The 15,531-nt window shown below is 38.1% G+C and carries 12 protein-coding genes and 1 pseudogene; all 13 read right to left on the reverse strand.

Features of this window, described 5'->3' with window-relative positions; genetic code table 11:
* Nucleotides 1-101: 101 nt before the first annotated feature.
* A complete protein-coding gene (locus tag ACIQZI_RS23450) occupies nt 102-1,088 on the reverse strand; it encodes a protein kinase domain-containing protein (protein ID WP_403078071.1) in 987 nt (328 codons plus the stop codon).
* A pseudogene (locus tag ACIQZI_RS23455) lies at nt 1,054-1,803 on the reverse strand (vWA domain-containing protein); the annotation flags it as partial. The pseudogene ACIQZI_RS23455 and the gene ACIQZI_RS23450, both read right to left, overlap by 35 nt.
* 80 nt (nt 1,804-1,883) lie before the next feature.
* Nucleotides 1,884-4,355, reverse strand: a complete 2,472-nt coding sequence (gene spoIIE, locus ACIQZI_RS23460) for a stage II sporulation protein E (protein ID WP_403078074.1) — start codon at nt 4,353-4,355, stop codon at nt 1,884-1,886.
* Between the two features lie 798 nt (nt 4,356-5,153).
* The gene (locus tag ACIQZI_RS23465; RefSeq protein WP_062187724.1) at nt 5,154-5,609 is read right to left on the reverse strand and encodes a S1 domain-containing RNA-binding protein; all 456 of its coding nucleotides are present in this window, start codon (nt 5,607-5,609) and stop codon (nt 5,154-5,156) included.
* 79 nt (nt 5,610-5,688) lie between these two features.
* Nucleotides 5,689-6,087, reverse strand: coding sequence for an FtsB family cell division protein (locus tag ACIQZI_RS23470; protein ID WP_403078083.1), 399 nt, complete (start codon nt 6,085-6,087; stop codon nt 5,689-5,691).
* Nucleotides 6,088-6,090: 3 nt separating this feature from the next.
* Complete coding sequence (gene yabQ, locus ACIQZI_RS23475) at nt 6,091-6,723, reverse strand: spore cortex biosynthesis protein YabQ (RefSeq protein ID WP_403078086.1); 633 nt, start codon at nt 6,721-6,723, stop codon at nt 6,091-6,093.
* Entirely contained in the window at nt 6,720-7,028 is a 309-nt protein-coding gene (yabP, locus tag ACIQZI_RS23480) for a sporulation protein YabP (protein ID WP_062187730.1), read from the reverse strand. The genes yabQ and yabP overlap by 4 nt, the downstream gene beginning before the upstream one ends.
* Before the next feature lie 82 nt (nt 7,029-7,110).
* Nucleotides 7,111-7,374 carry an RNA-binding S4 domain-containing protein gene (locus tag ACIQZI_RS23485; RefSeq protein WP_049683512.1) on the reverse strand — a complete coding sequence of 88 codons (264 nt, stop codon included), beginning with the start codon at nt 7,372-7,374 and terminating at the stop codon, nt 7,111-7,113.
* Nucleotides 7,375-7,529: 155 nt separating this feature from the next.
* Nucleotides 7,530-8,999 (reverse strand): bifunctional methyltransferase/pyrophosphohydrolase YabN, encoded by a 1,470-nt coding sequence (yabN, locus tag ACIQZI_RS23490; RefSeq protein WP_403078090.1) that lies wholly within the window; start codon nt 8,997-8,999, stop codon nt 7,530-7,532.
* A 1-nt stretch (nt 9,000) separates the two neighbouring features.
* Entirely contained in the window at nt 9,001-10,608 is a 1,608-nt protein-coding gene (locus ACIQZI_RS23495; RefSeq protein ID WP_403078094.1) for a putative polysaccharide biosynthesis protein, read from the reverse strand.
* 189 nt (nt 10,609-10,797) lie between these two features.
* Nucleotides 10,798-11,334 carry a stage V sporulation protein T gene (gene spoVT, locus ACIQZI_RS23500; RefSeq protein ID WP_062187788.1) on the reverse strand — a complete coding sequence of 179 codons (537 nt, stop codon included), beginning with the start codon at nt 11,332-11,334 and terminating at the stop codon, nt 10,798-10,800.
* Between the two features lie 179 nt (nt 11,335-11,513).
* Entirely contained in the window at nt 11,514-15,050 is a 3,537-nt protein-coding gene (gene mfd, locus ACIQZI_RS23505) for a transcription-repair coupling factor (protein ID WP_403078099.1), read from the reverse strand.
* A gap of 228 nt (nt 15,051-15,278) precedes the next feature.
* Entirely contained in the window at nt 15,279-15,509 is a 231-nt protein-coding gene (gene fin, locus ACIQZI_RS23510) for an anti-sigma-F factor Fin (protein ID WP_062187736.1), read from the reverse strand.
* Between the last annotated feature and the right edge of the window lie 22 nt (nt 15,510-15,531).

Consider the following 15,531-nt stretch of genomic DNA (forward strand, 5'->3'; position numbering starts at 1 on the left):
TCTTCCCTCTTTATAAACTTGTTTTATCCTATCTCTAAATTGTACGCGTTAGATAGCATAACTCTTCGTAAAATTAACAATTCCTTAATTTTTTTACTATATCATAGGAACTGATTATATACATACAGAACATACAATATCGATACAAAAATAGCTAAGATAAGTGTCTCGAGAACGCCTCTTCTTTTCTTCCTTTTTCTCATTGTGCGTGTTTGACTAGTGCCTTTATTATTTTTCTTACCTTGGGATGTTGAATTCGTTTGAGTTTTCTTATGTTCGTGCTCCTTGTTTAATACGTTCAATAAATCATTTCGCATTTCATCTGCTGAGTGATATTGACCTCTCATTGCACCATTTAACACTTTACTATATGGGTGAAGTCCCCTTTTTTGCTTAATCAACTCATTAAGCTGTGTATAGCCATCTCCTTTTTTCGAAAACCGTTTTGGATAGAAGGAATTGATGATAATCATCGCCACTGCAAATAAATCATATTGCGGATCTGCTTTTCTTGAACCCATTCCCCAATACCCCCTATCAAAAAACTCCGTGAACTCTTTGATAGACCGACCGAATAATGTAGTCCCACCAACATCGATACAACGAATTTTATAAGCAGGGAGTGTAACGATCAAATTATCTGGTTTCAAATCTCCAAACGCCCAACCTTGCTTGTGAAGTTCACCCAAGCTTGACAGAAGTTGCAGCATTAATACACCAATCCACGATTCCCCTTTCTTCTCAATAAATGCCAAGTATCCTTCTCCTCTTATGTATTCCATTACATAGAACGGGAGTGGCCTTCCATTCTTCAACAAATCGTCTGCTTCAAAAAAAGAAGGTCCAAGAGAGTGTCCCTGGACCTTGGAAAAGGATTTTAGTATATTCATTTCTGAACTAATCGACGAATAATCATCACTTAGTTTTAACGCAACTTGTCCATAATTGCTTTCTGCAAGATAGACAATTCCATTTGCCCCATATCCCAACTCCTCTTTAATCTGGTATGGGTTCTTATTCCACTTCCCAGTTATGAGACTACCAGGCAGGAGGTTACACTGTTTCCTCAAAGTATGATTCGTCATCATGAGACAACAATCCCCTTAGTGATCGTTTTTTTTGAAAATATCCCAGTGCTTCGTTGATGGCAGGGCCCGTCGGTGTTATTCCGCCAGTTGTAAGTTTCGGAAATATTTTCGTAAGCACCTCAAGCTTCGGCGTCCAATCCAATAGTTTCTCGACATCTTTTCTTTTCCCAGGAAATACGAACACAGAAAATTTATTATCACCCATTCTGGCATTCATACTTAGCGATAAATCCAAAAGCGCATCTTTAACAGTCGGAAGCTTATGTTTCATGCTCGCGCTTGTATCTACGAGAATAAGTACTTCCAATTTGCTTGTCTCACCAAGTTCATCTACTACTTCCATGACTTCTCCGCGTTTATCAGGTGGTAAGTCTTCCATTGACGTGGATTTTCCAAGTATTTGCTGTAGCTCTTTATTCACAAGTCCTTGTATCGTTTGCGTCATTGCCTTTCTCGTTACCATTTGGACAGTATGTGACAGCTGTTTTGAATACACAATCTGACTTATTCCACCACCAGATAACGCAATGGATTCGATTTCCTGTAACCCTTTTTCATTAATTGTATCATTTTCCATAACCCCTATAACATTAACCGAAATCCCTTGTTCTCTTGCCAAAGCTGCCATTGCAGCAGGATCTTCACCTTGATTTGAGCACCCATCAGTAATTAACAAGATTTGCTTCAACGTTCCTGTTTTCATGTTCATACTCCTCTCGAAAAAATACTGTTACCATTTTCGACAAGAAAATAGAAAATTATACTTTTAATTCAGTTCCTCTTCTTGTGCGATCTTCATGCCCTTTTCCGATGAGCTTGAACAGGAATGGATGCCCATTTCGGTGTATTATGCATAATCTTCGCTGTAACCACTGTCATATCATCATCAATATCCCCTTTCGTTCTAACTACCTCTTCTAAAATTAAATCAGAAATTTCCTGTGGATCTTCCGTTTGTAGTTCCTTCAATTTTCTTTTAATCCAAAACTCAAAGTTCTCCACATGAGTAGGCCCTTCAAAAATACCATCGCTCATCATAATAAGGATATCCCCTGCCTTCAGCTCTTCACAAACAACATCCACATCGAATTCCTGAATAATGCCCATTGGCAAATTACTTGCTTCAATTTTAATTACTTTATCCCCCCTCTTTATAAAGCTAGGTATTGAACAAATTTTCAAAAACCTAGCCTGCGCATCTTGCAAATCAATCATAACTAAATCTAACGTTGAAAAAATTTCATCTGTCGTTCGAAGAGAAAGGACGGAATTCACCGATTTAATTGCGATTCTCTCCTCTATACCTGACATGAGGAATTTTTGCAGAAGTTTTAACGTTTCCGTGCTCTCAAAGTGAGCTCTTTCCCCATTTCCCATCCCATCACTAATAGCTATGGCGTATTTGCCAAATCCTATTTCCGTCATAGTAAAACTGTCTCCCGAGACTAGGCCTCCTCCTTTTGCTGCATGAGCCACTCCTGTTTCCACTGTGTACTTCTTAGCTGAACGGAAAACGACTTCACATTGTCCGTTAGGGAAAGTTGCACATTCCTCTGAGTGAACAATCACTGTTTCACCTAGAATATCAGAAAGCATGGGTGCAATTAGCTTTTCACTTTCACCTCTTCCTTGGCAGTACGGAACACTCATTTCAATATCGACATTTCCTTGTTCAAGGCTATAAATTTCTACATTCGTGATATGCAACCCGAAATCCTGAATAGCTTCCATAATAGACTCTTCCTGTTGATGATGATTGATTCGTTCACGTTGGATTTCCTTTGCAAAATCTTCCATAACAGCTGATACACCCTTTAATTGATCAGCGACTAACTTCCGGCTTTCTTGGACTTGCCTTTTTAATCTTTTATTGGCTTGATAATAAAGAAGCTCTTGAGAAATCGTCGCAATAACTTTTGGACTGTTAATACAATGCTTTTCCCACTCTTTCACAGTTTTTTTAGAAAGCTGTCCATCATGTTCACTTAATTGAAACATAATTTCCTGCATCCCCTCATATGTTGTATCAAAGTTCTTTGCCCAGCATTGTTCTTTTTTAAAGCACATCTGGCACGTCCTTTCAGTCACATTGCTTAAGAAGTAATCGAGTTCCTTTTCATCTTCCTCTCCCTCTCCTCGATCATCCATTTGTGCAAAGCTATTGGATAGTGCTTCGAATACATTCGAAAATTGTGATACCCTTTGCGCTGTTACATCTCGTACTTTCCGCATGTACTGCTGTTGTTCATTCGTATGTTCATTAGTACCTGGAATATGCTTTGAAATCTTCCCAATTGCGGAACTTGGTGTAATAAAAAACAAGAGCACAGCAATTAATGTTTCATATAAGGTGATCGTAATATTGTTCGATCCCTCCCCGTACAAACCAATAAGTAAGGTAGCAATAACTAACCCTATTGAAACACCTATCTTTTTTCCATCACGCAAAAGTCCACCAAGCAAGCCCGAAAAAGCAAGCAAGCTCATTTGTAATAAGCTTGTTACACTAGATAAACTGAAAATCAGGCCAGTAACTACCCCAACTGTGGAACCGATAGCTGCCCCACCTGCTAGTCCGAATAAAAGAACAAGATAGCGTGATAAAATATGTTCGACAGAAAGATCATACATGGACCACCCAATTGTTCCAGTCATAACCGATGCAAGTAATATAATGATCGAGATAATTTCTTCAGTCTTTAAAGATTGTGATTTTTTCCTAACTGTAAGGAGAGGAATCGATTGTATGAATATGAGTGTAAGAATTAGCGCAAGACCCGCTTCTACTCCTACCATCATGCCATCATATAATACAAGTGTACGGTGAATCATATATTGCTTTGACAAACCAACGATGACTAACGAAAGAAATACATACAAAGAAATGACCTTGATTTGAGATTCTGGTTTTAACTTCTTCATCTTGTGAAAAAGTAAAAATAGCACCGTACTAGAGAAAAGAGTAAGGCTGCTTGAAATAGAAACTGTTAACGCTCCCATAATTAATCCGACCAATGCCAACGGGGCACGATCTCGCCTCATCAAGAATACAGCGGCGAAGAAGGCTAATCCAAATGGGGATAATTGCGATAATATAAGTGCTCGTCCTAATAAGAAGCCAATAAAGGCTAAGACGATTCCACGTTTTATGAAGATATCTATTAACTTTGTCTGAAGATGAGTGATCCAATGAATAGCGCCTGCTTTTGCTCCCTGCAGATGCACCTCGGCAATGGGCTCCAATACATTTCGTTCAACCTTTTCCATATATGAAACACTCCCATTCATATTAGTATTTTTTATTATAAAGAGAGTATCACACATATTTTGTCAGAATTTTATAAATTAAATTAAAAACGTTCGACTATTTTCTATAGGAATATTCAATTACATACAGATTTTTAAACCATTCTCTGAAAAACTAAGCCTTATATTCAAATTCGTTTAAATAAAAGGGAGGTTTTTATACTTTCATTGAAAATAAAACTGAGAATATTGTGATTTATAGTATGAAACGACAATCAGAAAAAATTGTCTTTGATCCTTGACTACAAAAAACTAGCTATTCCAACATAAAATCATTGGTTAGAATGCACATTATCCCTTACCGATTGTAAGATATAGCTTGTGCTTTAAGGCATTACAGCGGCGTAGCTTAGTTGGTTAGAGCATGCGGTTATCCGTAAAGCCAAGGGCTATCAAATAGACATAAGTGTCTTAGTCAATTTGTGAAAAAAGCAGTGTAGATAAACAGAAGCGTCCCAGTTATATTCTTTTCATTAAGAAACCAACCGGGACGATTTTACATTTAATTTCAAATTTTCTTTTACTGGTTGGTTAAATGCGACTAAAAGGTAGGGCTACTTTTGCTAGATACGGACAAAATGTAATTCACGCAGAGTGAAACTTCCATCAATAGGGGGAATACAGCCCGCTAACCCGGGATAATTATATTCGTATAGTTTCTTGAGCAACAAAAAAAGCAAGCTTAATGATAAGCCTGCCTACTATATTATATAAAATTTTTCAAGGAAAAATTGCTAAACTATTGTTTTAGGCAGCAGTTTATCCGCGTCTTCCTCCTCGGCCTCCACGTTTTGTTTCTGTACTACGTTTAAGAGAAGTTAAGCGGTCTTCGCTATCTTTTAGGAAACGGGTCATTTTTTGCTCAAAATTTTCCTTTGGTTGGAAACTTGTTTTTGAGCGGGAGTCTTTGGAACGGTTATCATTTCCTCTTCCTTGACGTGGACGTTGTGAATAAGAAGATTGCGGTTGTCCCTCAGGTTTATCTTTTGCCTTTTTGATAGATAAGCCAATTTTTCCGTCTTTTTCAACGTTGATGACTTTAACCTCAACTGCATCACCGACTTTAAGATGATCATTGATATCTTTTACATAGTTATCGGCAACTTCACTGATATGAACAAGCCCTGTTGAACCTTCGGGTAATTCTACAAACGCACCAAAATTAGTAATCCCTGTTACTTTACCTTGTAACTTGCTGCCTACTTCAATTGACATAAAAAAAATGTTCCTCCTTAGAAATGTTAACTATCACTTCATATTATATTATAACGAAAGGAAAAAAACAGTGTCAATATTAGTCACCATCGTCTTCTTTTTCAGGCAGATTAAAAATGATCTCCCCTTTTTCAGATAAAAAGTATTCCTTCCTTGCCAATTTCGCTATATACTCATCATCCTCGAGCCTCATAATTTCCTCTTTTAATAGGTTTTCTGCCTTTTTTAATTGAGCTAACTTACTCTCAACCTGCTCCATTTCTGTAGTCCCTTTTTCTAGGGCCTCTGCTTGGGAAATAAGCGTAATAGCGGCCAACACTGAAATAATGGCAGCACATAGTCCATAAAAAGTGAGGCGTCGAATCAATCCGCGTCTCTTTTTTACATTTGTATGCTCTTGCTGCTCACGTTGTAGGACATAGTCTGATTCAATTTTCGCCACTTTCTTTTTTCGGAGGCTATCCACTTTATTATTCACCCCTCACTTTGTTTTATTTCTCCATTTCGTAACGATTACTTTTATAAACTTCTTCATCTTTATAAATATCCCTGTAATTTCATTATAAAACTTACCGACGTTTTTTGTAACAGCATTCGGCAACTTATTCCAAAGAAATAGGAAGATCCAGAAAAAAGGTCGTAAGATTATGTTTATAGTCATAAAAATTAAACGAATGATCCACTTAATAATTGAAAAAAGAATTTTCCCTATACCAAATATCAAAAATACAATCCCTGTTACCAACCATTTTACCGGTTGATAAACTAAGAGTTGAATGGATCGCCTTATAAATTTTGCAGTTACAATAACACTCGTAATGAAGGCTTCTAGAATTTTATGATAGCTCTTTTTCATAAGCGCTTGATATGCAGAAAACCCACAAAGTAATGCAAGGAATAGGTAGAAACGAAACTCCCCTTCATTGATTAAGAATAGTACATAAAAAATGATTAGGCCTTGTACAATCCAAAAAAGAAAATCATTTAGAAAAACAAACCAGGATTTTCGCTTTGTCCGCTTTAAAAAGCGGTTATACGTATCCAGGGCAGCGCCAAAGCAGCTGCCCATTCCAATCATGGCAAGTAAGGTATAAAATTGAATGGTTAGCGTCATTTGAACAGCTTCCCAAAGAACCCTTTTGCCTTTTCCCCTGTGTGCTCATCTAAATAGACAAGATCAAAAATTTTACCTTTAATAGATACAATGCCTTTTTCTACGTCTAAATTTTTCATTTGTAGGTTTTGCCCGCGTATTGATAAAAAACCCATACTCGTTTCAAGAAGAAATTCTTCATTATCAAAGCTTTCTACTTGCTTTACTCCAGTAATATCTAGCAAACGGCGTCCTCTCATGGTGACGTCATGTTCTTGAATTGTTGCTTTTTGATTGTTTTGGACTGGCTCATAATATTGGCTCATCTTCATCCCTCACAATAGAACGTTTTGTACATGTTTATGTGAGTTGGACAAAGATTAGAACAAGCCTGACGATCCGATTATTTTACTCGCCACCTAGTTTCTCTTCCTTTAGGACTGTGTACATATTGGCTGCTTCTTCTTTTTTTGTTGACTCCTGTATTTTTTCAATTCGGACCGTAACCCGCTTTTGTCCAAATTGAATAGCTAGCTCATCGCCCTCTTTGACATTGGAACTTGCCTTAGCTGGAGTACCATTAATACTGATGCGCCCTTTATCGGCCACTTCTTTAGCAAGTGTACGGCGCTTTATTAAACGTGATATTTTCATAAACTTATCAAGTCTCATCGACATAGAAATTCTCTCCTTCACTTATAGGGGTTGTTCAAAAAAGGCCGGTAAAAACAGCTTTCGAACTTCTTCGTCGCTCTGTCTCTCCGGTCCTCTCGAGATGCGCTCCTCGAACTTCTCGGCTCTTTTTATCCTCCTTTTTGAACACACACTTATAATCCCTTAGATTTTGCTTCCTCCCAATATTGATCAAGCTCATTAAGCGTATAGTCAGCAAATTCTTTTCTCTCATTTTGAATACACTCTTCAATATATGTAAATCGGTTATAGAACTTCTGATTAGCTGCATGTACTGCTTCTTCGGCTTGAATCCCATAAAAACGGGTAACGTTAACAAGAGCAAAGAATAGATCACCCAATTCCATTCTTAGAGCAGCCTCATCCCCTTGATCCATTTCGGTTTCTACTTCGATGATTTCTTCTTTAACCTTTTTCCATGCTTCTGCAACTTCATTCCAATCAAAGCCTACTTTTGCTGCTCGTTTTTGATATTCATGCGCACGGATTAAATTAGGAATTGATTTGCCAACATCGTCAAGTAATGATTTATGAGTAAATCCAGCCTGTTCTTTTTCTTCTTTTTTAATTTGCTGCCAATTTCTCAGAACATCTTCTTCCCCACTTACTTCGATATCCCCAAACACATGTGGATGACGGCGAATCATTTTTGAAGAGATACCTTCTATTACATCTTCAATAGTAAACATCCCCTCGTCTTCACCAATTTGGGCGTGTAGGAAGACTTGCAGGAGTACATCTCCTAATTCAGCTATGATTTCATCTTCATCTTGTTTGTCGATGGCATCAATTAATTCATACGTTTCTTCGATTAAATACTGTTTCAAGCTTTCATGCGTTTGTTTTATATCCCACGGACAACCATTTGGTCCTCTTAATTGTGCAATAATTTTCCTGAAAGTAGAAAATTCGCGGTATTGCTTGTTTATTTCTTTGACAGGTGGAACATAGACACTCGTCAGATTACTTAATTCCATTTCATGATCGAGCTCATAAAGAGGTAGTTTTTTTACCGATTCCATTTCGCTACCAGCTGCGGTAACAAGATAAACATCGTGATCATCAGGCAATTTTTCCATAAGTGTCAGCTTAACATTCGATGCAATAAACGGATCATATACTTGTCCAATTATCATATGCTGATTGATATGCAAATCGTCTTTCTCGAGTGCTGTTCCATCAAGAAGTTGGAATCCTTCAATTGGGTCAATCTTCACTGATTGAAACAACGCATCAAGAAAGCTTTGACCACCTTCTATTTTAACAGATATTCCACATTTTGGTCCCTCTTCAATAAGAATCTGTACCGTTTTTTCAGCAACCATTGGATGGCCTGGCACAGCATAAAGTACCGCTTCCACTGAAGCCTGCTTAAGCAATGTCTTGGCGATCTCCTCATAGACCTTTTCAAATGTATCATGCTTTTCATAAACATCATCAAAGCTGATGAATGAAACACCTTCATTCAACAGTTCATTTATGACAGGATGTTCCATCGTTCGCACAAAACAGGAAGATGCTCCTTTAAGTTTTTTATAAATGCCATAAGGAAGCTGGTCTAAATCACCTGCACCAAGGCCTATTATCACAATATCGTTTACCATTTTATTGATACTCCTCTTTATGTAAATATGTAACAAGCTTTTCTCCTAACGGAAGAAGAAGAAGCTCATTCTTTGTAAATAGCCCGGTCTTAAGGATACTGTATATAAACAGGATTCCTCCGAGGCTTGCACCAGTTAAAGCTTGGACACTAGAAATGGATCGGCCTGAAAGCTGGAAAAGTTGAAATAGCTGATTATACACCATCAACGTCACAACCATAGTAACCGTTGCTCCTATGATAATATATACACTGTTTTTTTCAAACAAAGGCATACTAACTTTTGTTTGTAGAAATATAGCTAGCAGTAGCGCCATCAATACGAAACTAAGAACAGTTGCAACAGCCGCTCCTGTGATCGAGTAATGAGGTACGAGCAGTCTGTTAAGACTCCATTTACAAACAAGCCCAAAACCAACTACCACAACTGGCGCCCACGTATACCCCATACTTTGCAAAATTGCCGATTGGGCCATAATAACCGATGTAAACAAAATGGAGACGGCTAATATTGCAAGAGTACCAGACCCTTTCATGTCAGTGAATAGCATGATATTTACCGGTTTAATCAGGCAAATTAATCCACTAGAAGCAGCCACTCCAACAGAGGCGCTAACTTTTAATGTAAGACTTATTTTGTTTACCAGCTCCTCCTTATCCCCTTTTTTCATAGCGAAAGAGATGATCGGGATCATTGTCAGTGATAGGGACGTAGCAATAACCGTTCCAAGCTGGATAAGTGGCTGACCACGGTCGTATACACCTTTCCACTCTTTTGCCTCAGTAGCACCTAAGCCCACTTCTCGCAATAGATTATAAAGTTGCAGAGAATCGACAAGCTGAATGAGTACGAGAATTAACCCTGTCATGCAAAAAGAAAAACCTTGAAAGATTAGAGCTTTCATGATGAATGGGAAATTCCTAAATTCCAAAGGTGCCTCTTTCAGGTTCAACCATTCTTTTCTTAAAATAATGAAACCTAAAAGAATGAATAAACCTGTTCCCCCCCCTGTTATAGAGCCAAAAACAGCACCTGTACCCGCTTCATATAAGGAAGAACCGTGTCGAATAAGGAATAATGACAGCAACAAGATAGTAGCGACTCTTATGAGCTGCTCGAATACTTGGGATAAGGCAGTTGGAATCATATTTCCTTGTCCTTGATAATACCCCCTGATTACTGAAGTAGCAGGCATTAGTAAAAAAGAAAACGCGATGATTTTTAAGAGCCCTGTTAACTGTGGATCACCCATGACAGCTGCAATTAAATCTGCAAAGAAAAATAAGCCACCAAACATCACTATTCCTAATGCTCCAAGTATAACCAACGAACTCATAAGAATTTCGTTAGTAGAAAAACCTTCTTCAGAATCATTACGTTCTGCCAGCAACTTTGATATGACCGCAGGAAACCCCACAGTTGACAATGTTAAAACAATCCCATAAAAGGGATACACTTGCTGATAAATATAAAAACCTATATCTCCAGCTATATTTTGATACGGAATGCGATAAGCAGCACTTAATACCTTCACGATAAGGCTGGCTATACTTAATATTAACGCTCCTCGTACGAGCTCTCTTGTTGTCTTCAAAGGCCCTCCAACCATCTAAAGAACCCCTTCCACACATATGTGGTTGTATTATAGCATAAAGTGACACTTCTATCAGTAGAGGCCTTTCATCCCCACTTATGGTTAGTCCCGTTCTACTGTCAGTTCCTTTTTTTAGTCTCCAGACACATAAAAAGGACAGCAGCACGCCGTCCTTTTTAATATTTGTATAATGCCTGGCTTATATTATTGTTCCATTTGTCTAGCTAAGAAGCTTGCTGCTGTTTCTACCGCTTTATGTTCTACTTCTCCTACCGTTTCTTCTTTAGAGAAGATCACAACAGCTCCAATTGGATCTCCATTGGCAACAATGGGAGCCACTGTATATGATTGAACTTCTTCATCATTGGAATCGACAAATGAGACTTGTGATTTTGCTGTATTGATCACTGAATTACGATCATCCATCGTTTTTTCAATAAAATCACTTACATTTTTGTTTAAATAATCTTTTTTTGAGCCTCCTGCAACTGTGATATATGTATCACGGTCACAAATTAATACAGGATTACCCAAGCTATCAAATAAGGCCTCTGCATATTCCTTTGCAAAGTCTCCTAGTTCACTAATCGGTGAATATTTTTTTAAAATAACTTCTCCATCTCGGTCTACAAAGATTTCCAAGGGATCTCCTTCACGAATACGCAAGGTTCTGCGAATTTCTTTCGGGATTACCACTCTTCCTAAATCATCAATTCGGCGAACTATACCAGTTGCTTTCATCTTATGTTGCCTCACTTTCATCAAAATTGATTTCCTAATAATGACTTCGTATTTAAGACAAAATCATCATCGACCTTGAATATAGTATTTTTCTAATGGAAAGTTCTATACACTTTGAAAAAATTTTTCTTTATTTCCTTAAAAAATTACTTTATCGACGATTTACCCATTTCTCCTAATTATTGATTCATCGTTTGATTTTCTTTATTAACATGCTGTAAACCCATCACTAGTTCGAATAGCATACTTAACCATTTGTCATGGTCCATACCTTTTAGATAAAGCACAAGCTTCATTCGATTCCCTTCCATACCTAGTCCAACTGCACGACCAAACTTCGAGCTCAAAAGGAATACTTTTTGTCCATCGATTTTACTGCTTTCTTGTTCTGAGATAAAAATTGTGATTTCCTGCTTCAATTGCTTAATGCTTTCAACAGATGCAAGACTCGCATACACTTTGATTTCTGAAATTAACAATAAATAGGCTACTTCCGGTGGATAGTCCCCAAAACGATCGACGATTTCTTCTTTCAATTCATCTAAATCCTCTAGGGAAGAGATACCTCTAAATCGTTTATACATTTCGATCTTTAGATGTCCATCAGCAATATACGTATCAGGGATATATGCGTCCACATCCACATCGATTTCAAGTGTTGATTTCTCTTCAGCCGGTTTATCATTCCTTTTTGCTTCCACAGCTTCTTTGAGCATTTCCGAGAATAAGTCGAATCCAACAGAATCAATGAAGCCGTGTTGCTGAGACCCTAACAAGTTTCCTGCTCCTCGGATTGATAAATCACGCATGGCAATTTTGAAACCTGAACCTAGTTCTGTAAACTCTTTAATCGATTGAAGACGCTTCTCAGCTACTTCCGTCAAGACCTTGTCCTTTCGATAGGTAAAAAATGCATAGGCAATCCGATTTGAACGTCCTACTCGGCCTCTTAGCTGATAAAGCTGAGAAAGACCCATTCGATCAGCGTCATGTACAATTAATGTATTCACATTTGGAATATCAACACCAGTTTCGATAATCGTTGTACTGACTAACACATCGTACTCGCCTTCTAGGAAACCAAGCATGACCGCTTCTAATTCTTGTTCTGTCATACGGCCATGAGCATAGGTGACTCGGGCATCTGGCACTAACATGGAAATTTCTTCTGCTTTTCTAGCTATATCTTCTACCCGATTATACAGAAAGTAAACCTGTCCCCCTCTTGCCATCTCTCTTTCAATTGCCTCAGTAACTAAAACGCCGTTGTACTCCATCACATAGGTCTGGATTGGAAAACGGTTCTCCGGTGGCGTTTCAATGACAGATAAATCCCTAACACCAAGCATGGACATATGCAATGTGCGCGGAATAGGCGTCGCTGTTAATGTCAATACATCTACATTTGTTTTAAGCTTCTTGATTTTCTCTTTATGTGTAACACCAAAGCGTTGTTCTTCATCAATAATAAGTAAGCCGAGATCACGGTATTCAATATCCTTTGATAACAGTCGGTGCGTTCCGACAACGATATCAATCGTGCCCGCTTTCAGGCCCTTCATCGTTTCAGTTTGCTGCTTCCTTGTTCGGAAACGGCTCAATAGCCCAATATTAATCGGATATTCTTGGAATCGTTCACGAAGTGTTTCAAAGTGCTGCTGAGCAAGGATCGTCGTTGGTACTAGAAAAGCTACTTGTTTTCCATCAGCCATTGCTTTGAAGGCAGCGCGAATCGCCACTTCTGTCTTTCCATATCCCACATCACCACACAACAAACGATCCATCGGTCTTTCACGTTCCATGTCTATTTTTATCTCATGTATGGAACGTAACTGATCATCGGTTTCGTTATAGGCAAATGCACTTTCGAATTCACGTTGCATATCCCCGTCTGGAGAGAAGGCATATCCCTTTGCTTCTTCCCGCTCTGCATATAATTTAATAAGATCATCTGCTATATCTTGAACAGAGGATTGAACTTTGTTTTTTACTCGCTTCCAATCGCTTCCGCCCAATTTATAGAGCTTCGGTTCCTTACCTTCTGAGCCTACATATTTCTGAACTAGATTAATCTGATCTACTGGTACATATAATTTATCATCAGCTTGATAGCGAAGATGCAAATAATCCTTATGAATGCCATTAATCGAAAGCGTCTCGATACCTAGGTATTTTCCTATCCCGTGGTTAACATGAACTACATAATCTCCCACTTTCAATTCTGAATAGCTTTTAATCCGTTCAGCATTTGAGAGCTTTTGACGTCTTGTCGACTTTTTCGATTTTTTATTAAATAATTCCTGCTCCGTGATCACCGCATATTTTTGAAGTGGTAATTCAAATCCTGTGTTCAGACTGCCTTTAAGTATTTGAACCTTTCCCGGTAATATCTTGCTTGAATCAGAAAGTTCCGCAGCGTCAATATCATAATCTGCCAAAACACCTACTAGCTTTTTTACCCGTTCATTGTCAGGGCCTAAAATGACAACTGCATATTTTCCTTTTTTCCAACGTTCTATTTCAGTTTTAAAAACATTCATTTGTCCATGAAAATTTTGCATTTGCTTACATGTGAAATTCAAAATATTTTGTGGGTTTGTATGCGGTATATGACGCAAAAACAATGATAAGTAAATCAACTTTTGCTTTGATTGCGCGAAAAGCTCAGGGAGCTTATGCGAGATTTGTATATCATGAACAATTTTCCCCGCTTCGAGCAAACTTGTGTACCATTCCGCTTCCTCTTTTTCAAGCGTATCGTTAATCTCCTGAATTCGACTAATTTCATCAAGGATAATCAGCCCATTACCAGGCATGTAATCTAGCAAACTAGTAGGATTTTCATAAGCAAGACTTAAATATTTAAAGACTTGTTCAGGTCTTTTCCCCGTTTTTAACTGCTCTAGCTCGTACGAAATCGTTTGCAGCATTTGTTCCTTAGCCTTATCATTTTTTATCTTTGTTAAACTTTTGCTTAATTTACCATCAAGTGATTCGATGATTCTTTCATAATGTTCAGACTCCAATAGACCTTCAGTCACCGGGCCAATCTTTACATGGTCAAGTTTATTAAGTGAACGTTGATTTTCAAGAGAGAACGTACGGATTGAATCAATTTCTGTATCAAATAACTCAATCCGAATTGGATTGGGCTCTGTTATCGGATAAATATCAATAATCCCGCCTCTCAAGCTAAATTCGCCAGGAGATGACACCATTTCTGACCTGGAATACCCCATGGAAATGAAAGTGTGTAATAAGCTTGCTAAATCAACATCTGTACCTAATGAAAAATGTAATTGATACTTCTGCCATAATTCTTTTGATGGCAGCATCTTTCGCAAGCCCGGTATCGGGACGATGACAACTCCCTTTTCGGCATGTGACCAATAATTTAAAGCCTCTATACGTTGCGCTCTCAACTCAGGGCTCGCCACACTCAACTCGGCTGCAATTAATTCATTCGCCGGATAAATAAACAACTCCTCTTCTGGAATAAAGTTCACCAAATCCTCCTGAAGCTTCTGAGCCTGCAATAGATTATGTGTAACAACTAGCAAAGGTCTTTCAGTTTCCTCGTATAATGCAGCGATTAACATCGAGCGGGATGAACCTGATAATCCAGAAACTAATTGTTCCTTCAATCCTTCATTTATCCCAGTAATTAACGAATGGACTTCATTATGTTTGGAGAACAAATTTTGTAAACCATTCATATCACCTTCTCCTCCCTTTTCTGACTATTTTATGTGCTTATAGAGGTTATTCAAAAAGTCCGATCCTCACGTATTAACTGCATACGCGAAAGGTAATCGTTCCTCGAACTGCTCAGCTCTTTGTATCCTCTTTTTTGAACATGCACTTATATATATTCCTTTTAAAAAAAATCAAAAATCACCGAAACGGAAAAATGCTTTGGATTTCGATCCAAAGCTTACTTCCGCTTAATGAATTATATAATCATTTTGATGCAAGTCAGGGTTCCTTTGCAATGTTTCGTGACAATCTTCGCAAATTGCTTTCACATGTACATTCCCCACTGAATCATAAGCAATCATATCTTGCCGTTCTTCATCATTAAGTTGGGTAAGACCCAGCTGCTCTGAATGTAGTATCGTTTCACTTATCGTACCAATCTTAGTACCACAATGCCTACATGTGTAATGGAGAGCCATTAACTAACCCCCTAATTTAGAA

This window comes from Peribacillus sp. NPDC096379, assembly GCF_044762875.1.
Lineage (GTDB): Bacteria > Bacillota > Bacilli > Bacillales > DSM-1321 > Peribacillus.